The organism is Paraburkholderia sprentiae WSM5005, assembly GCF_001865575.2.
Taxonomy (GTDB): domain Bacteria; phylum Pseudomonadota; class Gammaproteobacteria; order Burkholderiales; family Burkholderiaceae; genus Paraburkholderia; species Paraburkholderia sprentiae.
Genome location: NZ_CP017561.2, coordinates 1,254,682 through 1,276,765 on the forward strand (window position 1 = coordinate 1,254,682; position 22,084 = coordinate 1,276,765).

At 66.7% G+C, this 22,084-nt stretch carries 17 protein-coding genes and 1 pseudogene; 9 read left to right on the forward strand and 9 right to left on the reverse strand.

Features of this window, described 5'->3' with window-relative positions; translation table 11 throughout:
- Nucleotides 1–67: 67 nt before the first annotated feature.
- A complete protein-coding gene (locus tag BJG93_RS05785) occupies nt 68–757 on the reverse strand; it encodes a cysteine dioxygenase family protein (RefSeq protein WP_027197378.1) in 690 nt (229 codons plus the stop codon).
- A gap of 138 nt (nt 758–895) precedes the next feature.
- Here BJG93_RS05785 and BJG93_RS05790 point away from each other — a divergent pair, with 138 nt between their 5' ends.
- Together BJG93_RS05790 and BJG93_RS05795 are read left to right on the forward strand one after the other, a co-directional pair.
- Nucleotides 896–1,369 (forward strand): Lrp/AsnC family transcriptional regulator, encoded by a 474-nt coding sequence (locus BJG93_RS05790; protein ID WP_013089133.1) that lies wholly within the window; start codon nt 896–898, stop codon nt 1,367–1,369.
- 175 nt (nt 1,370–1,544) lie between these two features.
- Nucleotides 1,545–1,754 carry a hypothetical protein gene (locus tag BJG93_RS05795; RefSeq protein WP_027197379.1) on the forward strand — a complete coding sequence of 70 codons (210 nt, stop codon included), beginning with the start codon at nt 1,545–1,547 and terminating at the stop codon, nt 1,752–1,754.
- Between the two features lie 19 nt (nt 1,755–1,773).
- Here BJG93_RS05795 and BJG93_RS05800 read toward each other — a convergent pair whose 3' ends face one another.
- A complete protein-coding gene (locus BJG93_RS05800) occupies nt 1,774–4,308 on the reverse strand; it encodes an FUSC family protein (RefSeq protein ID WP_027197380.1) in 2,535 nt (844 codons plus the stop codon).
- 213 nt (nt 4,309–4,521) lie between these two features.
- Between BJG93_RS05800 and recC the strand changes: the two genes are divergently transcribed.
- Genes recC through BJG93_RS05815 form a run of 3 tightly spaced genes read left to right on the forward strand, consistent with a single transcriptional unit; the run spans nt 4,522 to nt 13,702 of the window.
- Nucleotides 4,522–7,914: an exodeoxyribonuclease V subunit gamma gene (recC, locus tag BJG93_RS05805; RefSeq protein WP_027197381.1), complete on the forward strand. Its 3,393-nt coding sequence runs from the start codon at nt 4,522–4,524 to the stop codon at nt 7,912–7,914.
- Nucleotides 7,911–11,624, forward strand: a complete 3,714-nt coding sequence (gene recB / locus BJG93_RS05810) for an exodeoxyribonuclease V subunit beta (protein WP_027197382.1) — start codon at nt 7,911–7,913, stop codon at nt 11,622–11,624. The genes recC and recB overlap by 4 nt, the downstream gene beginning before the upstream one ends.
- Nucleotides 11,621–13,702, forward strand: a complete 2,082-nt coding sequence (locus BJG93_RS05815; protein ID WP_071336542.1) for an AAA family ATPase — start codon at nt 11,621–11,623, stop codon at nt 13,700–13,702. Before recB ends, BJG93_RS05815 begins: the two co-directional genes overlap by 4 nt.
- A gap of 54 nt (nt 13,703–13,756) precedes the next feature.
- Here the strand turns inward: BJG93_RS05815 and BJG93_RS05820 are convergent, their stop codons facing one another.
- The gene (locus tag BJG93_RS05820) at nt 13,757–14,398 is read right to left on the reverse strand and encodes a VC0807 family protein (protein ID WP_027197383.1); all 642 of its coding nucleotides are present in this window, start codon (nt 14,396–14,398) and stop codon (nt 13,757–13,759) included.
- A gap of 187 nt (nt 14,399–14,585) precedes the next feature.
- On the opposite strand from BJG93_RS05820, the gene arfB reads away from it, so the two are divergent.
- Nucleotides 14,586–14,990 carry an alternative ribosome rescue aminoacyl-tRNA hydrolase ArfB gene (gene arfB / locus BJG93_RS05825; RefSeq protein ID WP_027197384.1) on the forward strand — a complete coding sequence of 135 codons (405 nt, stop codon included), beginning with the start codon at nt 14,586–14,588 and terminating at the stop codon, nt 14,988–14,990.
- Nucleotides 14,991–15,002: 12 nt separating this feature from the next.
- Here the strand turns inward: arfB and BJG93_RS05830 are convergent, their stop codons facing one another.
- Nucleotides 15,003–16,298 carry a sensor domain-containing phosphodiesterase gene (locus BJG93_RS05830; RefSeq protein WP_027197385.1) on the reverse strand — a complete coding sequence of 432 codons (1,296 nt, stop codon included), beginning with the start codon at nt 16,296–16,298 and terminating at the stop codon, nt 15,003–15,005.
- 523 nt (nt 16,299–16,821) lie between these two features.
- Between BJG93_RS05830 and BJG93_RS05835 the strand changes: the two genes are divergently transcribed.
- Entirely contained in the window at nt 16,822–17,112 is a 291-nt protein-coding gene (locus tag BJG93_RS05835; protein ID WP_027197386.1) for a putative quinol monooxygenase, read from the forward strand.
- 78 nt (nt 17,113–17,190) lie between these two features.
- On the opposite strand, the gene BJG93_RS05840 is transcribed toward BJG93_RS05835, so the two are convergent.
- From BJG93_RS05840 to BJG93_RS05850, 3 genes are all read right to left on the reverse strand, one after another.
- On the reverse strand, nt 17,191–17,448 hold the full coding sequence (locus BJG93_RS05840; protein WP_027197387.1) for a hypothetical protein: 258 nt from the start codon (nt 17,446–17,448) through the stop codon (nt 17,191–17,193).
- A gap of 234 nt (nt 17,449–17,682) precedes the next feature.
- On the reverse strand, nt 17,683–17,922 hold the full coding sequence (locus tag BJG93_RS05845; protein WP_027197388.1) for a hypothetical protein: 240 nt from the start codon (nt 17,920–17,922) through the stop codon (nt 17,683–17,685).
- 144 nt (nt 17,923–18,066) lie between these two features.
- Nucleotides 18,067–18,786: a YdcF family protein gene (locus BJG93_RS05850; RefSeq protein ID WP_231337439.1), complete on the reverse strand. Its 720-nt coding sequence runs from the start codon at nt 18,784–18,786 to the stop codon at nt 18,067–18,069.
- 265 nt (nt 18,787–19,051) lie between these two features.
- Between BJG93_RS05850 and BJG93_RS05855 the strand changes: the two genes are divergently transcribed.
- Entirely contained in the window at nt 19,052–19,375 is a 324-nt protein-coding gene (locus tag BJG93_RS05855; RefSeq protein ID WP_027197390.1) for a hypothetical protein, read from the forward strand.
- A 369-nt stretch (nt 19,376–19,744) separates the two neighbouring features.
- Here the strand turns inward: BJG93_RS05855 and BJG93_RS05860 are convergent, their stop codons facing one another.
- Nucleotides 19,745–19,996, reverse strand: a complete 252-nt coding sequence (locus BJG93_RS05860) for a hypothetical protein (RefSeq protein ID WP_027197391.1) — start codon at nt 19,994–19,996, stop codon at nt 19,745–19,747.
- A gap of 333 nt (nt 19,997–20,329) precedes the next feature.
- Nucleotides 20,330–20,725, reverse strand: a pseudogene (locus BJG93_RS05865) (transposase); the annotation flags it as partial.
- Nucleotides 20,726–21,132: 407 nt separating this feature from the next.
- Between BJG93_RS05865 and BJG93_RS05870 the strand changes: the two are divergent.
- Nucleotides 21,133–22,035, forward strand: a complete 903-nt coding sequence (locus BJG93_RS05870; protein ID WP_027197393.1) for a LysR family transcriptional regulator — start codon at nt 21,133–21,135, stop codon at nt 22,033–22,035.
- Nucleotides 22,036–22,084: the final 49 nt, after the last annotated feature.

The following is a 22,084-nucleotide window of genomic DNA, read 5'->3' on the forward strand; positions in this document are numbered from 1 at the left end:
GCCGGGGGCTGTGCGACGACGGCCGGGGTGCTCGTATTTCGCGTAACCGCGTCATCGCGCGATCACGTCACGTCGTGACGTGCAACCGTCGAACCAGCTCCGCCGCATCGGCTACACGCACGGTATCGTTCACGTGCGTGCCGATCCGCGCCCCTTCGACGCCATAGATGTGCAGCGACACGGCCTGCGCATCGCTGCCGTTGCCGAGCCGATGAATCGCGCCGCGGCCGCTGCGCACGAACGACACCGCGCCGCGCTTGCGCGCCTGGGCGCGCAGCGCGCTTGCGCACTGCCGCGCGTCGTCCCATTCGAAGATCGTTTCGCGCAGCTTGCCTTCGACCACCGCGTAACCGCACCAGGTGTGGTGCGCGTGCACGGGGCTCGCCTGGCCCGGTTGCCAGACCAGCGCGGCAATCGCGTAGCGGCCTCGCGGATCAGCGATCAGCAGATGGCGCCGATAGCTGCCGGCGGAGCCTTCACGTTGCATCGGTGTGAGCAGCGCCGGGTCGGCGGCCGCCTCGGCGAGTGCGAGCCGCATGCTGCGCGCGAAAAACGTCGAATGCGACGGTTCCGGGAATGTCGCGCAGGCTTCGAAGATCGCGTCGAGCGTGTCGCACAGCCGCTCGAGCGGCGTGCGCCCGATATCGCCCTGCGTGTGCATCGGCAGCGCGGCGGCTTCAAGTCGGGCCGGGTCGGATAGCGGCTTCAGGCAGTGGGGAAGATGCGCACAAGCGGTGGCGCGAAGGTCGTCGCTCATAGTTTTTATGCAGCGTGTCTGCTGCTGGTCGGCAGTTTTCGGTATCGATATTTATACCGGTATGAGCGGAGAAAGAGTTTCCATATAATTCCCCCGACCGTCAGAAAAGTAGAATAATTTCCTATTAGGGGTGGTGGTATGGGTATGGATATCATCGATCGGAAGCTGCTCGAACTGCTACAGGCGGACGCGACGATGCCGATCGCCGAACTCGCGCAGCGCGTGAACCTGTCACAAACGCCTTGCTGGAAGCGGCTGCAGCGCCTGAAGGAGGCGGGCGTGATTCGCGCGCAGGTGGCGCTGTGCGACGCGCGCAAGCTCGGCGTCGGCACTACGGTGTTCGTGGCGGTGCGTACCAATCAGCACACGGAGACGTGGGCCGCCGCGTTTACGCAAGCGGTGCGTGACATCCCGGAAGTGGTCGAGGTCTACCGGATGAGCGGCGAGACCGACTATCTGCTGCGCGTGGTGGTCTCCGACATTGACGACTACGACAGGATCTACAAGCAGTTGATCACGGCCGTGCCGCTATACGACGTGAGTTCGAGCTTTGCGATGGAGCAGATCAAGTATTCGACGGCGTTGCCGGTGCGTTCTTCGGCGGTGACCTGATCGTCGTGGACGATTGATGGACACCGGGTGTGCCGCTTGCTGCCTCTCGAGCGGGCACGCCACCGTCATTCTCGTCACTCGCTCGCGTCGGCTGCAAGCCGCGTGCAAGCCCACTGGGCGTAGAATGCCGCCTTCCCGACCCACCCGCGACTGCTTCGCGAACCGAGCCCGCTTCATGACCAAACCGCCGCGCACCAAGAACCCGACTTTTGGCATCGCCGTCTTCATCGTGGTGGCGATCCTGTTCGTGATCGCCACGTTGATCTACAACGCGATCCGCGGAAAGCACGAGTTCGAGAGCCAGAACGCGCAGGTGCCGTCGGTCACTTCGGCGGCGGCCGCGGCGGCCAACGCGATGAAACCGGCGAGCGGCGCCGCGCAATAACGCCACCGCGCTTCCTGCTTCATTGCTCCGGCAACCGGATCATGCTCGCGTCCTTGCGAATCTGCGCGGACGCCGCGAGCATCTGCTTGCATTGATGCGCGAGCAGCTTCGTGTCGTGCACGGCATCGGCCGTATAGTCCGGCGATTTCTCCGTTTGGACGACCATCGCGTCGAGCTCGCGACTCATCAGTTTGATCTGCTCGCCTTGCTCGGCAGGCAACGCCGTGCCGGCTTCGGCGGCGCTCAGGTTGTCGCGCACGAGGCTCAAAGCGCGCTGCAGCGGCTGTAGCGAGATGTCCTCGACCTGTTGCTGCTGTTGCGCGGAGGTGCGCAACAGCGGTGCGGCGGCCGTGATCTGCGACGCGAGCACGTGGCTGCGCACCAGCAGACCGTTCAACTCCGGCACGAACTTCTGCGCGGACTTCGGTTCGAGCATCATTCGCTGGAATGCCTGGCCGAGGTTGGCGAAAGCAACGTGGACGTTCTTGCGCGCGAGGCGATAACGGTAATCGCGGTCGAGCGCGGTCGCCGCCGCGATCGCAGCGGCCGATGCGCCGCTCGCCGGGCGCGCGGTCGCGCTGCGGATCGTGGTGGTGTCAGGGTTGGCGTTGCCTGGCTTCGCCTTGTCGCTAGCGCCGGCGATCTGCTGTGCCAGACCGGCGCGCCCAGCGCCGCGCGCACCGACGCCGCCATCCGCTTCCGCGGCCGGTTCCGCTTCCGCTTCGGCGCCAGCGACGACAAACGCCGGCCCGCCAAAGCCGATCGCGGGGTCTGCCATCGCCGCCGCCGGCGCGCGCGCGCCCGCTTCGGTCACGGTCGCGACCACCGCCGCGGCCGGTTTGCCGCTCCACCACCAGCTCGCTTCCAGATACTGCCGCGTCGCGCTGATCATGTTGTTGACGAGCTTGCCCATCAAGCGGTACTCCCAGTACGGGAACAGGTGGCTCGCCGCGATCGCGATCGCGCAGCCGACCACGGTGTCGATCGCGCGCTCGCCGATGATGCGCATGCTGCCCGGCGCGAGCAGATGGAACAGCAGCAGCACATACGACGACGTGAACACGACGCTCGCCGCGTAGTTGAACAGCAGCAGGCTATAGCTCATCACCATCGACGCGAACATCACGACCATCAGGATGTGCGGCTCCTTCACGAAGATGATCAGCGCGATGCTCGCCGCGCAGCCGATCAGCGTGCCGATGATCCGCTGCCCGTTGCGCTGCTTGGTGAGCGAGTAGCCGGGTTTCAGGATGATCACGGTGGTCATCACGATCCAGTACGCGTTCGTGAGCGGCAGCAGACGGCCGAGCCAGAAGCCCACCGCGACCGCGATCGTCACGCGCAATGCGTGGCGAAAGCTCGGCGAGGCCATCGTCAGATTCGAGAAGATCTGCCCGAACGGCACGCGCCGGCTCGATACGAAGCGGCTTAGCGCCTGGTCGATGCGTAGTTCGGTTTCGGTCGGGCCCGGCTCGGAGGCCAGGCTGCGGCGCATCTTGTCGATCAGCCGCGTGGCGCTCCAGATGCGGCGGAAATTCGCCGACACCGCCGAATACGCCTCCGGGTTCTGCGCGGGCAGCGCCTGCTTGCGCATCAGCTCGATTTCATACTCGATCGCGCGCAATTCCGCCTTCACGTTCACGCGCTTGCGCGGCGCCTGGTTTTGCAGCACCGCGAGGCCGATCTCCTCGAGGTCTTCGGCCGCCTTGCGGATCAGATCGCGATAGAACACCAGCAGATCGGAGCCGCCGAACGTGCTGCGCACGAGCGTGTAATCGGTGTGCGCGCCGACGAACAGCTCGTGCAGATCGACGGTATTGATGAACAGGTTGTAGAGCATCGCGCGGCGTGGTTCGAGCTTGCCGCGCTTCAACTTGGGCAGATTGCGCAACACGATGTCGCGCGCGGCGTCCTGGCGATCGACCGCGGAAATCTGCTTGTCGACGAGGTTGCGATAGCACTCGTCGAGATCGTTGTCGAGGTCGTAGAACGCGGCGCGCGCGAGCAGATAGTCCGCGCACGCGAACACGCTTTCGGCGAGCGCCTGCTGCTCGATCCGATGCATCATCCAGCGGCTCACGAAGGTCGACCAGTACGTGTACCAGAGACCGCCGAGCAGGATCCACGATGCGTTGACGAGCGCCTGCAGCGGCGTGAAGTGCTCCTCCAGCGTCATGATCATCATGAACAGTGTCGCGAAGCTGATCTGCGGCCAGCGGTTGCCGTAGACGACGATCAGCGACAGCACGAACGTGAGCGGCACCACCGTGCACCAGAGCGCGATCGGACTGACGGTGGCGAGGCCGGTGGCGAGCGCGGACAGAAAGCCGATCACCGAGCAGGCCAGCATCTCGTTGTGCTTGTACTTGAGCGGGCCCGGCATGTCGACGACGCAGGCGCCGAGCGCGCCGGTCGCGATCGTGAAGCCGAGCTCGCGATCGTGGAACACGATCAGGCACAAGATGGCCGGTAACGACACGCCGACCGCGATGCGCAGGCCGCCATAAAAATACTGGCTATAAAGGAATTTTCTTATTTCGACCGAATAGCGCATCGACTACCTGAATCCATTCACCGAGAAAACCGCAGTTGGAAAGACAGCGCGAAACTGCCGTCGAGTCTAACTGATTTCGCGCGCGTTCCGAGCTCGTCCGTTCGGCCAGGTGATGCCCTGGGGATGGGTTTGTTATGCTGTCGCTTCAATGTCCGTGAAGGCTCGCGCGCATCGCTCACTGACCCTCCGCGTGCCAAATGTCATCTGGAATCCATGCTTCAGCTCTTCTACTCGAACCGCTATGAAACGCTGGTCGACGCGCTGCTCGGCGACCTCGCGCACGCGCCGTCCGACCCGTGGACCGCACGGCCCGTGATCGTGCCGAGCGCGGCCGTGCGCCGGCGGCTCGAGCTCGATATCGCCGCGCGCCAAGGTATCTGCGCAAATGTTAACTTTGGTTATCTCGCGCAATGGCTATGGGCCCAAATCGGCGGCGTGATCGAGGTGCCGAAGCATTCGCCGTTCGCGCCGGACCGGCTCGTGTGGCGCTGCTATCGGCTGCTCGACGACTCGGACGAAGCGCTGCCGTGGAACGCGTCGCCGCGTCTGCGCACCTATCTCGATGCGGCCGACGCTTCGATGCGCTACGAGCTCGCGCGGCGGGTCGCGACTGTGCTCGATCACTATCTGACCTATCGCCCCGAATGGCTGCTGCAATGGCAGAAGGGCGGCTCGATCTTCTCGACTGGCGCGGCCGACCAGACCGGTCCGCGTCTTACCGGCGCGAGCGACGCGGCGCGCGAGGACGAGCGCTGGCAGGCGGCGCTGTGGCGTGCGGTGCTTGCGGAACTCGCGCAAGCCGGCGCTCACGCGCAAACTTCCGCGGCCGCGCTGCCGCCCGCGTATCGGTTCCTCGATGAAATCGGCGCGCTCGATCTCGAGGCCATCTCGAACGCGCAATGGCCCGAGGCGGTCAGCGTGTTCGCGCTGCCCACCATGCCGCCGCTGCATATCGCGTTGCTGCGTGCGCTGTCGCGCTGGATCGACGTGCGTCTTTACGTGATGAACCCATGCCGCGAGTTCTGGTTCGACGTGGTCAGCGAAGGGCGCGTGCAGGCGCTCGACGCGGCGGGACAACTCGACTATCAGGAAGTCGGTCATCCGTTGCTCGCCGAATGGGGCCGCCAGACTCAGGCGCAACTGCATATGCTGCACGAGCTGACTGAAAGCGCCGCATCGGCCGAGACCGGCGAGTTCACCGAAAACCCCGAGTCGAGCTGGCTCGCGGCCGTGCAGAACGGCATCCTCGATCTGCGCGACGAAGCCGATGCCGACGAGCGGCCGCTCGAGCGCGGTATCGAGGTGCATGTCTGCCATAGCCTGTCGCGGCAACTCGAAGTGCTGCACGATCGGCTGCTCGGCTGGTTTGACGAGTTCGACGATCTGCAGCCGTCCGACGTGCTGGTCGCCGTGTCAGATCTGGCGGCGGCCGGCCCGCTGATCGACGCGGTGTTCGGCACGACTCCCGCGGGCGACACGCGCCGCATTCCGTACCGGATCACCGGCTTGCCGCCGTCGCAGGCCAATCCGGTCGCGCGTGTGCTGCTCGACTGGCTCGCGCTGCCGGAGCGCAGCGTCGGCGCGCCGGATCTGATCGAATGGCTGCGCGTCGATGCGATCGCGGTGCGGTACGGCATCGATGCGAATTCGCTCGAAGCCGCGCAGGAATGGCTGGCGGCGGCCGGCGCGCGGCGCGGGCTCGCGCCGCTCGAACCGGCTGGCGAGCACGTGCCGGTCGCGCGTCACACGTTCGCCGATGCGCTGACGCGCCTGTACCTCGGCTACGCGATGCCGGCCGGCGGCGAGCCGGTCGATGCGTGGCTGCCGGTCGAAGGCGCGGACGGTTCGGACGCCGAATTGCTCGGCCGCCTGTCGCGTTTCGTCGACGACATCGATAGCTTCGCGGCGAGCTGCGCGATCGAGCGCACGCCGGCCGCCTGGTCGCAGCTGCTGCTCGACACGCTCGGTCAGTGCTTCGACGGCGGCGTCGAGTTCGCCGATTCGCTCGCGGCCGCGCGTGACGCGCTCGACGCGATGAGTGCCGCGATGCAAGCCGGCGCGCAGCACGTATTGCTGCCGGCGTCGGTGGTGCGCACCGCGCTCACCGAAGCGCTCGACGACCCCGCGCGCGGCGGTGTGCCCTGGGGCAGCGTGACGTTTTCTTCGCTGACCAGCTTGCGTGGTTTGCCGTTCCGGGTGGTCTGCCTGCTCGGCATGGACGACGGCGTGTTGCCGTCGCTCGCGCGTGCCGACGAGTTCGATCTGATGGCCGCATTCGGCAAGGCCGGCGATCGTCAGCGCCGCGACGACGAGCGCAATCTGTTCCTCGATCTACTGCTTGCCGCGCGCGAGCGGTTCTTCATCGCCTACACGGGCCGTAGCATTCGCGATAACGCGCCGCTGCCGCCGGCCGCTCTCGTCGACGAACTGCTCGATCATCTCGCGCAGGTGTCGGCGGGCGAGCATGCGAGTCCGGTCGAGGTCGACAGCGCGCGGCGCGAGTTCATCGTCGAGCATCCGTTGCAGGCGTTCGCGTCGGACTATTTTTCGGCGCAGCCCGACTTGTTTACGTACGATGCCGATCGCGCCGAACTGGCCACGCTGCTCGCCGAACCCCACCGTGCCGCCGCCGCGCCGTTCTTCGATCAACCGCTGCCGCCCGAAGACGCGCACGAGATCGGCTTCGACGACTTCGTGCGCTTCTGGCGCCATCCGGCGCGCGCGCTGCTGCGCGACCGGCTCGGTATCGCGTTGTCGGATGCGCAGGGCGAGTTGCTCGACACCGAGCCGTTCGATCTCGACTACGCGGGCCGCGACGCGCTCGCCGAGCGGCTGCTGCCGGTGCTGCTCGACGCCGATATCGAAGACGACGTGATGTTCAGCCGCGTGCAGCGCGTCGCCGAGGCGAGCCCCGAGCTGCCCGGCGGCGCGACCGGCGCGGTGTGGCGCGCGCGCGAACTGTCGGCGCTGCGGCAGTTGGCGCAAAGCGTGCGACGCGAGGTGGCCGACGGCGTCGAGCGTTTGCCGTTCGTGCTCGACGTCGCGCCGCGCTGGCCGCGGGGCGGCGACGGCATGGATAGCACCGTCAACCTGTTCGGAGAGCACGATGCGCTGCTGCGCGAGTCCGCGGAAACGCCGCTGCAATTGCGCGGCACGTTGAACCTGCTGACCGGAACGGGACAGGTGATCTTTCGTTATGCCAAAGCCAGCGCGCGCGACTATCTGTCCGCGTGGCTCTCGCATCTGGCCTATTGCGCGGCGCAGCCGGGCGGTCCGCGCCGCACCGTATGGCACGGTAGCGGCGAGAGCTTCGAGCTCGCGCCCGTCGCGGCGCCGCTCGACGAACTCGCGCCGTTGGCTGCGCTCTTCAACGCGGGACGCCGACTGCCGCTGCGCTTTTTCCCGAAAAGCGCATGGGCGAGGGTCAGCGAAAGCGAATCGGCGGCGCAGGGCGTGTGGATCAACGACCGCGTGCGTGGCGAATCCGACGACCCCGCGTTGCGCATCGCGCTGCGCGGCACACCGCTTACGCTCGACGAACCGTTCGGCAGCCTCGCCGCGATCGTCTTCAAGCCACTGATCCAGCATGTGCGGAGCGTCTCATGAGCGACGCGCTGCGCCATCAAAGCCTGGCCGCCGACGAACTCGACGTGTTCGCCTGTCCGCTCGACGGCGTGAACCAGATCGAAGCCTCGGCGGGCACCGGCAAGACCTGGAACATCTGCGCGCTGTACGTGCGGCTGCTGCTCGAAAAGAACCTGAACGCGGATCAGATTCTCGTCGTCACGTTCACGAAGGCCGCGACCGCGGAGCTGCACGAGCGCATTCGCGGTCGTCTCGCGGAACTGCATCGCGCGATCGAGCTGGACGATGCCGGCGACGATCCGTTCATCCGCCGGCTGTTCGAAACGACGCTCGCGCCCGAGCACGGCATCGAGCGCGCAGCCGCATTGAAAGTCGTGCGTCGCGCGCTGCGCACCTTCGATCAGGCCGCGATCCACACGATCCATGCGTTCTGTCAGCGCGCGTTGCAGGAAGCGCCGTTCGCCGCCGCGATGCCGTTTGCGTTCGAGATGGAAGCCGACGACGCGGCACTGCGTTTCGAGCTCGCCGCCGATTTCTGGCGCGAGCAGGTCGAGCCGGTCGCGCATGCGCATCCGGCGTTCGCCGCATGGCTGGTGGCGAGGCGCGCCGGTCCCGCATCGCTCGACGAGCAGTTGGCGCGGCGGCTGAAAAAGCCGCTCGCCCAGTTGCGCTGGGGCAGCGTCGACGCGGACGGCGCAAACGCCGATCCGCAGGCCGGCTTCGATCTCGCGTGCGCAATCTGGCAGGCCGAACGCGATGCGATCGTCGCGCTGCTCGCCGAGGCCCAGGAGCGTCTGAGCAAGACTACGCACAAGCCCGATCACGTGAGCGCGGCGATCGCCGCGTGGACCGAGTACTTCGCGCACGGCGACTGCCATGTGCCGCCGCCGCGCGCCGCGTTGAAGCTGACGGCCTCGGCATTGAAGAAGGCGACCAAGGTCAAGTTCGAGCCGCCCGCGCATCCGTTCTTCGAGCACGCCGAGGCGCTCGCCGCAGCCGTCGTCGCGGCCGAGGCCGCGCAGCGCGCCCGCTGGCTCGCGCTCGTGCAGACATGGCTCGACTACGCTCCGGCGGAGTTGGTGGCGCGCAAGCGCGCGCGCCGCGTCGTGTCGTTCGACGATCTGCTCGCGAATCTGTATCGCGCGCTGGCCGCGCATGGCTGGCTCGCCGATGCATTGCGCAGCCGCTATCCGGCCGCGCTGATCGACGAGTTCCAGGACACGGATCCGCTGCAGTTCGCCATCTTCAGCCGCATCTTTGCGCCGGCCGGCCCGCTATTCCTCGTCGGCGATCCGAAGCAGGCGATCTATAGTTTCCGCGCGGCGGATCTGCACACGTATCTGGCGGCGCGCGAGTCGGCCTCCGCGCGCTACACGCTCGCGGTCAACCAGCGCTCGACCGCGCCGATCGTCGAGGCCTGCAACCGGATCTTCGAGGCAAACCGCCAGGCGTTCGTGCTCGACGGGCTCGACTATCAGCCAGTGCGTGCGGGCGAGCGGCGCCGCGCGCCGTTTGCCGAGCCGGAGTCGAGCGGCGGCGATTTCCGCATCTGGACGTTGCCGCAAGGCGAGGCGACGTTGAGCAAACGCGACGCGCAGCGCGCGGCGAGCGAAGCGTGCGCGGCGGAAATCGTGCGGCTGTTGCGCGGCGCGCGTGAAAGCCTGGTGATGATCGGCGACCAGCCGCTCGCCCCGGGCGATATCGCGGTGCTCGTGCAGACGCACAAGCAGGGCAGCCTCGTCAAACGCGTGCTCGCCGCGTGGGGCGTCGGCAGCGTGGAGCTTGCGCAGGCGTCGGTGTTCGCGACGCTCGACGCCGAGCAGATCGAGCGCGTGCTGGCCGCCATCGACACACCCGGGGATCTGCGCCGCCTGCGCGCCGCGCTCGCGACCGACTGGCTCGGGCTCGACGCCGCCGCGCTGTGGCGTCTCACACAGGTCGCCGATGCGCCCATGGCCATCGGCGAATCGACGCCAGCGCTCGATCCCGCCGACGCGATGGGCTGGGTCGAGCGTTTTTCACGCTACCGGATGCTGTGGCACGAACGCGGCTTCGCGGTGATGTGGCGCACGCTGATGCGCGAGCTGCGTGTCGCGCAGCGGCTCGTCGCGGGTGTCGACGGTGAGCGTCGGCTGACCAACGTGAATCATCTCGCCGAACTCGTGCAGGCGCGCGCGGCCACCCTGCCCGGCATTGCGCCGACCTTGCGCTGGCTCGCCGCGCAGCGCGAGCAGGGCGGCGGTGACGAGGCGCAGCTGCGGCTCGAGTCGGATCGCAATCTCGTGCAGATCGTGACGGTCCATAAATCGAAGGGACTCGAATACGCAGTCGTGTTCTGTCCGTTTCTGAACGATGGGGGTTTGCGCGAGCCGCCATCGTCGGGCTTGCCGGATGCGCGTGAGTATCACGATGACAGCGGCGACGCGGTGCTGCACTACGGTTGCGATGAAGAGCAAACCGAGCGCGCCTCGTGTTACGCGCTGCGCGAGCAGGCCGCGGAACGCGCGCGGCTCGTCTATGTGGCGCTCACGCGCGCGGTGTATCGCTGCTACCTGGTCGCGGGCACGTATCTGTCGTCGCGCTCGACGAAGGAATCGCGTCGCAGCGTGCTGAATTGGCTCGTCGGCGGCAGCGGCCACAGCTTCGTCGGATGGCTCGCCGAGCCGCCCGACGAAGCCGCGCTCGCGGCGAGCTGGCAGGCGCTGGCGGGTGGGCCGGTCAGGTTGCAGGCGCTGCCCGAAGTGACCCGCCGCATGCCGCTGGAAAGTCTGCAGGACCACGGCGCGCATCTGCGCGCTCGCGCGAATCGGCGGCCGTTGCGCGATCAGTGGCGCATCGCGAGCTTTAGCGGCCTGATCGCGGCCGGCGGCAGGAGCGGGGAGGCGCCCGCGCCACAGGAAGACGTGCGGCCCGATCACGACGAAATCGCCGATGCGCTCGAGTCCGCGCCGCTGCTCGCGCCGGTCGCCGTGGCCAACCCCGCGGCACATGCCGATGACGACATCCTCGCGTTCCCGCGCGGCGCGGCGGCCGGCGATTGCCTGCATCGCATGTTCGAACTGGCCGATTTCAGCGACGCGCGCACGTGGCCCGAGGCGATCCGTGGCGCGCTGCGCGAGCGTCCGGCCCCGGCCGCGCCCGAGCTCGCCGCGCGTTTGCCCGCGATGATGCATCGGCTGATCGCCGACGTCGTCTCCACCGAACTCGTGCCCGGCATGACGCTCGCGCGGCTCGATCCGCATCGGCGCCTGAATGAACTCGAGTTTTTGTTCGCGGCGCCGTCGCTCGATTTGCCGGCGTTGCGCAAGCTGCTGATCGAATACGGCTATCCCGACGTCGCGCTGGAGCCTGGCGCGCTGCGGGGGTTCGTCAAAGGATTTATCGACATGATCGTCGAGCACGACGGCCGCTTCTGGATCGTCGACTGGAAATCGAACCATCTCGGCGACACCGCCGCGGACTACGCGGCCGCGCCGCTCGAAGCGGCGATGGCCAGTCACGCGTATCACCTGCAGGCGTTGCTTTATACGGTCGCACTGCATCGCTATCTGAAGACGCGCGTGCGCGATTACGCGTACGACACGCATATCGGCGGCTATCTGTATCTGTTCGTGCGCGGCGTGCGGCCCGACTGGCGCGATATCGACGGTGCCGCCGGTGTGCATAGGCGGCGCGCGCCGTTCGAACTCGTGGCGCTGCTCGACGCGGCGATGATCGGAGGTGGCGCATGAGCACGTCCGGCACGCTTGACGAGCGCGCGGCCGCGCCGCTCGGGCTCGAAGACATCGGCGTCAATCTGCCTGCGCCGGCCGATTTCAGCATCGCGCTCGCCGAAGGTTTCGCGCGCCGCATCGGCATGCTCGCGCGGCGCGGTGGCGCGTCGGCCGAGGTGGTGAAGTGGGCCGCGCGTGCCGCGTTCGCGGCGAGCCGCGCGACCGCCGAAGGGCACGTGTGCGTGCCGCTCGCGACGCTCGCGCGCCGCTTCGACGCGTCGAGCGCCGAGGTGCGCGCGGCGCTCCTCGCGAGCGGCATGGCAAGCGACGGTGCAGCGCACGCGGCGGCCTTACGCCCGCTCGTGATCGACGCGCAGGGGCGTCTCTACCTCGCGCGCTATTACGACTACGAGCGGCGTCTGGCGCACGCACTCGTCGCGCATGCGACGGGTGAGGCGAGCCCCGCCAAGGCCGACCTCGACACAGCCCCCGCCGCGTTGCGCGAACGTCTGCTGCGCTACTTCGGGCCGCCGAAAGACGACGGCGTCGACTGGCAACGCGTCGCGGCCGTGATGGCGCTGTCGGGGCGGCTCACGATCGTGAGCGGCGGGCCGGGCACCGGCAAGACCACGACCGTGGTCGGCGTGCTAGCGTGCCTGCTCGATGCGCGCGTCGATCTGCGCATTGCGCTCGCGGCGCCGACCGGCAAGGCGGCGCAACGGATGCAGGAGGCGCTGCTCGCGCGCGCGGGCGATCTGCCGCCCGAACTCGCCGCGCGTTTGCCGCAGACGTCGTACACGCTGCATCGTTTGCTGGGCTCGGGGCCGGGCGGGCGCTTCCGCCATCATCGCGACAATCCGTTGCCGTATGACGTCGTCGTGATCGACGAGGCGTCGATGATCGACGTCGCGATGGCGACCCATTTGCTCGACGCGATCGCGCCGCAGACGCGGCTCGTGATGCTCGGCGACAAGGATCAGCTCGCCGCGGTCGAGGCCGGCGCGGTGTTCGCCGAGCTCAGCGCGCGGCCGGCGCTGAGCGCAAGCGGACTGCGGCGCGTTGCACTGGCGCTCGACATCGATGAGGCGCGGCTCGCGCGGGCTTTGCCGCGCGCGTCCCGTGACGTTGACGAAGCGCCGTCGGATGATTTTTTTGCGTCGCCCGAGGCGCTGCAAACATTCGAGCCAGCCCCATCGGGCGATCTGTTCGACAGCGGTGCGACAGCGGCCACCGGCGAGCAGGCGGACCGCGATGCGCGAGCGGCGAACGAACGCAACCCGCTCGCGGACTGCGTCGTCTGGCTCGAGCGCAACTACCGGTTCGGACTCGACTCGCCGATCGGCCGTTTGTCGGTCGCGATTCGCGACGGCTCTCCGAGCGCGGCGCTCGACGTATTACAGATCGAGCCAGCCGACGTCTGTCCCGCGGCGCTGCACGAGGACGCGCACACGGCGCTGGCCGAGCGAACCATCGCACGGCTTGCCGCTGGCTTCGCGCCGTACGCCGACGCGCTCGCAGCGACGCTCGCCGTTGATACGCCCGATCCCTTGCCGCTTTTCGACGCGCTCAACCGCTTCCGCATCCTGGCTGCGACGCGACTCGGACCTCGCGGTGTCGATCACGTGAACGCGGCGATGGCGGCTCAGGTGCGCCGCGCCGCGGGCGTGACGCTCGCGGTCGGCGCGCAGTGGTTTGCCGGACGGGCGGTGATGGTCACGCGCAACGACTACGCGCTGGGTCTGTTCAACGGCGACATCGGCATTGCGCTGCCGGGCGCGGGCGGCGCGCTGCGCGTGTACTTTCGCACCGGCGACGGCGGTGTGCGCGCGGTGTCGCCGGCCGCGCTGCCGCCGCACGACACCGCGTTCGCGCTGACGGTCCACAAGTCGCAAGGCTCGGAGTTCGAGCACGCAGTGCTGGTGCTGCCGTCGGCGTTTAGCCGGGTGTTGTCGCGTGAACTCGTGTACACGGCGATTACCCGGGCGCGCGAACGCGTCGAGGTGATCGGCGCGCGGGGCGTGCTCGCACAGGCCATTGCGACGCCGTCGCAGCGCGATTCGGGACTGGCCGCGCGGATTGCGGATGCGTCGCGTTGATCGCGCGACAACCCGCGGAACGGCTGGCGTGGAGGCTTATCGCGCGAGCGGTGCTCAACCGGCGATGCCGCCGGCCCGCTCGATGGCGTCGACGCGGCTGCGCATCGTCTTGCGATACCACAGCGTCCAGAGCGCGAGTCCCGCGTAAATGCCATAGCCGATAAAGGGCGACACGACGAGGAAGCGTTCGATCGGCCACGTCAACGCCATCCACGCGCGCAGCGCGGTTTCGGCGCTCAGGCCGACGCCCCACACGAGCGTCATCGTTCGCATCGCGGTGGGCAGACCCGGGCGTTCGCGCCACAGCGCCTCGAAATGCGCGGCGCCGCCTTCCATTTCGCGCGCGACCGTTGCGCGCGCGAGGTAGAAGATCAGCGGCCGGCGCATCGGCAGCGACAGCAGGAAGCCGACGCCGATCGCGCCGGACACGAGCGACTCGCGTAACAGCAGCATGCGTGGACTGCCGCCGAGCGCCATGGCCGCGACCGACAGCACGATGCCGGCTACCACCATCAAGCTGAGCGCGTCGACGCGCCGGAAGCGCGCGAGCTCGATCGCGCTCCATACGAGCGGCGGCACGGCGGATGCGATCAGCGCGCCGGTCTCGCCGATTCGCGGTAGCGCGAGCCGGTAGGCAAGCCACGGCAGCAGGAAGTTGACGGCCAGCTCGAGCACGAAACCGGGACGGATTTTCATGTGAATTTACGCCGTAAGCGAAAGACCCAGTATCGATGAATCGGTCGCGCCGACGCAAATGGTTTTTTTCGTAGCGTTCGCTAGCCAGTGGCCCCCGGCTTCACGTGTGTGCGCCGAGCGGGCAGCGTCCATCGGACATCTCGCGTGGAGCGCTTGTACACTGACGCATCTTCCTTCGCTGCCACCCATGACATCCCGCTACCGGATCCCGCCGAATGAAATCGAATTGACCGCCGTGCGCGCGCAGGGGGCGGGTGGTCAGAACGTGAACAAGGTGTCCAGCGCGATCCATCTGCGTTTCGACGTGCGCGCTTCGTCGCTGCCGGAGGTGCTGAAGATGCGTCTGCTCGCGCTGTCTGACCACCGGCTCACGCGCGACGGCGTCGTCATCATCAAGGCGCAGGAGCATCGGACCCAGGAGATGAACCGCGCGGCGGCGCTCGCGCGGCTCGATGAGCTGATCGAAAGCGTCAGCGTGACCCGCAAGCCGCGGGTCGCGACGCGTCCGACCCGCGCGTCGAACGTGCGGCGGCTCGACAGCAAGACGAAGCGCAGCGAGGTCAAGTCCGGGCGCGGGCGCGTGCACGAGTAGCGGCGCGGGCCGCTAACGGCTGGCGCTGCGTCTGCCGGCGCGCGCCTCCGGCGGCGAGGCCTGCGGCACGAAGTCGACGCACAGCACGTGCATGCCGTCACGCTCGAACGCGATCGCCGCGGTGTAGCAGTCCTGACCATCGGCGAGCGAGTAGTGCGGCCCCATCATCGCGACGCGGCCCGGCGCCGCGAGCGCGTGCCGGAAATACGCACGACGCGACCAGTTGCTGCGCGTGCGCGCATAAAGCGGCGCGAGCCGCTTCGGTGGAGCGGGTACCGATGCGGCCGTCACCGAAGGCTGGGTCTGTTCGCCCTGGCCGTCCGTGACGAACACCCGGCGCGCCTCGGGCAGATGCCAGACTTTTTGTGCGGCCTGTTCGAGCTCGCCGGTCGTCTCGTAGGTATCGGCGGCGGCCAGCACCGCTTCGGCGAAGCCCTCGAAACCGAGCTGCTGGTGGCTGGCGTGCGCGCGCTCGTACTCGGCGAACCTGCTCCAGATCGACGCGACGAGCGCCGGCACCTCCGTGCAGGCGGCTTGAACGCTGCTCTTCGGCTGACCGAACCTGAAACCCTGTACGAAATCCACGTCGGCCTCCATCAGCATCATCAGCTCTTCATCCGTTTCGACGCCTTCGGCGAGCACGAGCGTGCCCGACTGATGCAGCATCGCGATCAGATGGCTGATCATCGATTCATCGCCCTCGCGCTTCCCCGCGCGCACGACGAGCGAGCGGTCGAGCTTGACGATGTCGGGGCGGAAGCGCCACACGCGGTCGAAGTTCGAGAAGCCGGTGCCGAAGTCGTCGATCGCGATCAGGAAGTCGCGCGGCTGCGAGGCGGCGAGCATGCTGGCGACGGCGGATTCATCGTCGGCGGGCTGCTCGAGCACTTCGATCACGATGCGCTCCTGGGGCAGCCCGAAATGCGCGGACAGCTCGTCGATGAACGCGCGCTGGGGCCAGCCGGTTTCGAACACCTGCGGGCGCGTGTTGAGAAACAGCCACCCGGTGTCGATGCCTTGCTCGATGAAATTCGCGACATGCAGGCAACGCGCGATGCGGTCGAGCTCGCACGCTTCGGCGGCCGAGCGCGTGCGCGAGAACAGCACTTCGGGCGAGACGGGCAGACCGACCGGATCGAACGCGCGCAACAGCCCCTCGTAGCCGACCACGCACTGATGGGTGACCGACAGCACCGGCTGGAACACGCTGTGCAAAGTCAGCGCGCGCCAGCTCGCGGTCCAGCCCGATTCGCCGCGGACCAGGTGCGGGAGCAGGCCGCTCACGGTCAATTCGCTGACGGATGGCATAGAAGCGGGCATGAGAGCTGACATGGGATTCTTGCGGCTAGGGGGTGAAGGGGCACGCAAATCCATTCGACGCGCCGCGCTCGCATACCCGAAGCGTCGAGGGGGCGAGATGATGGGTCCCGCAAACACGGAGGGTGGTACCAGCCACGCTGGGCTCCGGCGAATTGGTCAAAACGAGTCTAGCAGTTTGCAGCGCGCAACAATGTGCGGGTTATCACACACGCACGGGCGCGAAAATTGTCCGCGACCCGGCTGTCTCCCGCCGTGCGGCAACGCATTGCGGCAGTGCGCCGGAGCGCTTTTGCCAGCTGGTCCCGCGCGAAACGGATTCTCTATCGCAATGCGTTGCCGTACAAGCCGAGCGTAGCAGCGCGCCAAGCGGTCGCCCGCCAAACTCCAGGCGCCGATGCGGCATGGCGGGCGCAGGCGGGATTCGTGCGTCGTGATGCTGAGCGGCGCACTCGCAGGCAGGTTCAGCGATCGGCGGGTATGCTGCTGGTTTTCAAATACAGGAGATCAAGGCATGGCGGAAATCGCGGTGGTCGCAATTTCGGTGGCGAAACCGGGGCATGAGGAGTCGTTGCGCGAGGCGCTCGAAGGCATCGTCGAACCGACGCGCAACGAGGAGGGGGTGCTGCAGTACGATCTGCACCGCGACGTGCAGGAGCCGCGTCGGTTTGTCTTCGTCGAGCGTTGGGAAAGCCAGGATGCGCTTGCGGCGCATGCGAAATCCGCGCATATCCAGACTTATAAGAAGGCCGCCGCGGATTGGATCGAGCACGCGGAGATTCGCGTGGTGTCGAAGATCGCCTGAGTTCGGGCCCGGCCGTCTGGCGCGAGGACGCACTGACCGGGTGCTGCGGCCCGCGGGCCGCCGGCGCGCGGTCAGCGATCAGTGGGTCGCTTGCGGGACATCGAGAATCAGGATGACGGTCCAGTCCGCGTCGCCGTCATGGTGATATTGGCGCTCCGCGACGATGAACGGCTCCTGCTTGCCGGCCGGGCCGAGAAACAGAACGTCGCCTTCCATCGGCAGGCATTCGATGGGCGGCAAAGCGAGGTACGCTTCCTGACCGCCACGCGGCATCAGTTTTTCGATCTTGCGTGATGCTGCTTCGGTCCATTCGATATCAAGCTGGATGTTGCTCATGCTGTCCTCCGCACCAAGGTGCGCACGGGTTAGAGATGCCGGCGGCTCGCCGGTCGGTGCGCGACTTTAGCATACAGAAAGCGGAGCGCCGGCGGCTTTGCGAAGCCGGTGGGCATTCGGACTGACTCGTCGGCATCGAGCGGATCGCGCAAATAAAAAAGCCGAAACTGGCGCTGCCAGCTTCGGCTTTTTCACCTTCACGACGAGGCCGCGAGGCGAGCTCCACGAAGTCGTTCAGGTTCCCGAAGCGCCGGCACCCTTCTTCGGATGATGCGGAGCCATCTTGTGATGCCTGGTCGGCGCGGCGGGGGCGCTTCCCATCGACTGCTCGCGGTTTTGCAAATCTTGCGCACGCTGCTCGACGTCCGCGGCCTTTGCCGGATCGGTGCTTGTCGTGATGCCGTTGTCCTGCGCGTAAGCCGCGCCGGCTGCGGCGCACAGGGAAACCAGGATCGCCAGGGACACTTTCTTCATCGTTAGCTCCGTAGAGTGGTGGTGGACCCAAAAGACAATGCATTCTATCGAGCAAACTCTGCTCCAGCCGATGGCTTTGTAACTGGGTTCAACATTTGTTACGTCTTGTAATAGCTCGACTGGGTTCGTTATCGAGCAGCTATGTCAGAACCAGCCGAACGCGCGATACAGGTGGAATTGCGCGAGGCCGGCCAGCTCGTGCAACGCGATCTCCGCGGCCACGAGATTATCGAAGCGCGGCAGCACGCCGAGCCGCGCGCGCCGCGCGCTCGAAATCTGCGGCTGCGGCTCGACGCCGAAGCACTGAAAGTCGAGTAGCGCGCGCGGCATGTGATACGCAGATGTGACCAGTATCAACGTATCGTAATGTGATTGGTCGACAATGGCCGACACGTTGCGCGCATTTTCGTAAGTCGTGCGGCTGTTTTTCTCGAGCAGGATGTCCGCGCGAGCCACCTGCTGGCGCAGCAGATAGGGCAGGTAGGTGTCGGCTTCGGTCGCGCTATGCCGCTGTGGATTGCCGCCGCTGACGATGACCCGACACGTGCTCGCAGTGCGCTTGCAGGCCGCGTAGTTCCGCGCGGTGAGCTCGATGCGCGCAAGCACGTCGCGCGGTGGCACGAGTACGTGGTCGCCGTCGTAGACGGTACCGCCGCCGAGCAGAATGATCGCGGTGCGCGGCGCGAAAGTGGCAGACGCGGGGCTCTGTCGCTGCGGCTGGGCCAGAGCGAGCAGTGGCGCGGTCAGCCAGCCGGCCGCGAGCAGCCAGAACAGCGCGATCGTGCAGACGATGAGCGGCCGGCGAGCCCTTTTACATAGCACGATTGCTGCAAAAAAAAGCGCTAATAAAGTGAATAGAATCAATTTAAATGGGGTAACGTATGTCTTTCGGGACAAATCCAAGGGCCAGCCATCGCGCCGCGGCGGTTGCATCGTCGGTTCGTGGAGAGAACGCTAACATGCCGTTCTGACGGGGGTTCCGAAGACCAGACCAGGCAGCACCTGGCGGAAATCCGCTGTCAGACAGGCGGCGAGCTTCTGACCAGGCGCGGGTGCTACGCGCGTCGCCGGTGGCGCAGTGACGCGTGTGCATGAATGTGTCATAGCTGCACTTTAAGAAAGAAGTGAGATGACCACGTATTCCAACGAAGCGGTACTTGAAGCGCTGCGGCGAGCCCAATATCGTCAGGTTCCCTGGGCCAGAAGGCCGGGTGTCTTCCAATATCTTCGCGCGCTGGGGCTGATGGACACCGTTCGGCAGCGAACCGTCGCACCGGCGCCGGGCTTTCATGCCCCCGTCGACATCGCCGTGCTGACCGAGCGGGGCAGAGCGGAGTTTGCGCGGCTCGAGCACGACGAGCGTCTGCTCACATGGACAGCGCAACGCATGAACGATTATGTTCTCGGCGCGGCCGAACCGCGGTCCGCCGCGACAGCCGAAGTCAGGTCTTAGCTCAAGGTTCATCGCTTATCCGAATCACTGTCCGCTCGGGCCTGTCGTCCCGTCGGCGGGCCGTGTCTTCCGGCGACCGGTCGCCGTGTACGTCCCGCGGGCGAATCTCTGCTTACCCATCGATGCAGCGGCGAGGCGACTCGCGCCGGCCGTTGCCGTTGCGTGCCTTCCACGCCATCAACGCCTTGGGGCGAAAAAAAGCCCGTATCACGAAGATACGGGCATACCGGAATTACTACTGCCACGCTGTGCTAATGGCGTTGAGTCTGACTGGCGCCGCGCCGGGTGGTTCCCCAAACGCGCATGCGCAATGCACGACGCCGAACACCGCCCCGCACGACGCGCCGTTCGAGCGACACACCAACGACATCAACGCCGGCGCTGATCCTCGCGCGGTGCATCGGGCCGTGCACGCACGTTGCTGGCGATGTCGCCGCGCAGGTCGCCACGCGGCGTCGGCGGCGTGAAGTCGCGATTGTGCGCCTCGCTTTGCTGCCATGCTTCCAGCGTGGCCTGGCGGTCCGGCCGCCAGTTCCATCCTTGCGGGCGTTGTTGCGCAAATGCCGGCACGGCCATTGATGAAATCACAATGCCGCACAACAGCAGTGACATTGGTTTCATTCCGAATCCCCCTCAGCCTGAACCCGTCGGATCAGGCCTGTTTGCATAAGTATTAAGATATGCCGGGGGACGAAAGCACAGTGTAATTAATAGTAAATGGTTGTTTCACCCGGAGCTGCCAGGCGGTTTGAGAGTCGGAGGCGACGCGGACTGACCGCGGTGGCGGCCGGGCGGCGAGCGCGCTGAAATTGATTGGCGCGACGCAGAGAAGGCAGCGTGTCGCGGCGACCGTCAGACGCTGACGGGTCGTGGGCGTGCGCGCACCGTGCGTTAAGTTGGCGGATAAAAAACCGGGCGCCCTAGGGCGCCCGGTCACAATGGAGTTCCGCGTCAGGCCATCTTGACCGGCGCGCGCCACGATTCAGGATTGGTCCAGAATGCGCCGCGCAGACGGTCGCGACTCGGCGGTGCAGGCGGTTTCGCGGCCGTTGCGCCGATCCTGCCGCGCAGCGAAATCTGGCGGCCGCTCGTGCCAAGCCGCTTGACAATTTCAGCGAGCGTGCCATCGGCCTGCCACTCGTCGAAGCGCCGGCGGCAAGTCGGCGGGGACGGATAGCGGCCCGGCAGCTTGGACCACCCTTCGCCCGTCGACAACACCCAAAGCACTGCGTTGACCACCGCCCGAGCTTCGACGCGAGGCCGACCGCGCCGTTCGCTGCGCGCCGGCTCGGCACAGAACAAAGCCTCGACCAGCGCCCACTCGTTATCTCTCAAATCGTCGAACAGCATCATGTTTCACCTCAGCGAAGCTAACTCCGGTGCGCTGCCCCGCGCCGCGCACTCTTCATGCACTCGATAGGCGAGTGCCGAAAGGGACGGGCTAGCCACGGATTGCCTTCAGTCGGACATCGTGGCGCCGGCCCTGTGCGTCTCATAACGCACGAAGCGTGCCAAATTGATATCCATTGCCTCAAAGCCCCGTAGCGGCGGGCCAACGCGGGCGCCAACCAGGGCCGTATAAGAATCCAAAAAACCCATTGCGCAAATCGGGACAATCACCAATCTTGTGCAGGCAGGCCCGGCCAGCGTGCGTTCGCGCCGTTTTGCTGCGTCGCAGCGATCCCTTGGCAGGCTCCGTGCCGCACGCAATTGACCGTACAATACGCATCAAATTGCCCTATTGATGAGACCGACAAATGAATGTGACACTGCGACAGCTTAGGGTTTTCATTGAGGTGGCGCGCCTGCAGAGCTTCAGCCGGGCCGGCGACGAAATCGGCTTGACACAGTCGGCGGTCAGTCGCTGCGTGCGCGAGCTCGAAAGCGAGATCGGCATGAAGCTCATCGATCGCACGACACGCGAAGTGCAATTGACCGACGTCGGCGGAAATCTGGTCTCGAGCGTGTCGCGGCTGCTGTCGGATCTCGACGATGCGTTGCGCGAGATCCGCGAAATCGGTGAGCAGCGCCGCGGACGCGTGGTGGTCGCGGCGAGTCCGACCGTCGCGTGCCGGCTGATGCCGCGTGTCGTCGCGTCATGCGTGGAGCAGTTTCCCTACGTGACGCTTGGCCTGCGCGACGACGTGCAAAGCGACGTGGTGCGCAAGGTCAAGTCGGGTGAGGTGGACTTCGGCGTGATCATCGGCCCCTTCTCCGACGACGATTTGCTCAGCGAGACGCTGATGACCGATTCATTCTGCATTGTGTCGCGTGACGATCATCGGCTCGCCGCGCACAAGCAGGTCACATGGAAGGACCTCGACGGCGAGCAACTCGTGATGCTCGATTACGCATCCGGCAGCCGCCCGCTCATCGACGCCGTGATGCAGGCGCAGGGCGTGAATGCCACCGTCGTGCAGGAACTCGGCCATTCGGCCACCGTGTTCGGGCTCGTCGAGGCGGGCGTCGGAATCAGCGTACTGCCATGGCTAGCGCTGCCGCTGCCGGCGGGGGCGTCGCTGGTCGCCCGTGCGCTGGTGCCGCGCGCGGAACGCCGCGTCGAGCTGGTGCGGCGGCGCGACCGGTCGCTATCACCCGCCGCCGAGGCGGTGTGGGATCTGATCCGGCAGTTGCCGGGGCGGGCCGAGGAGTTGAATTGACGGGGTCGATCGGTGCGTTCGGGCGCGGCCTGTCCGTCCGCGGGGTTGA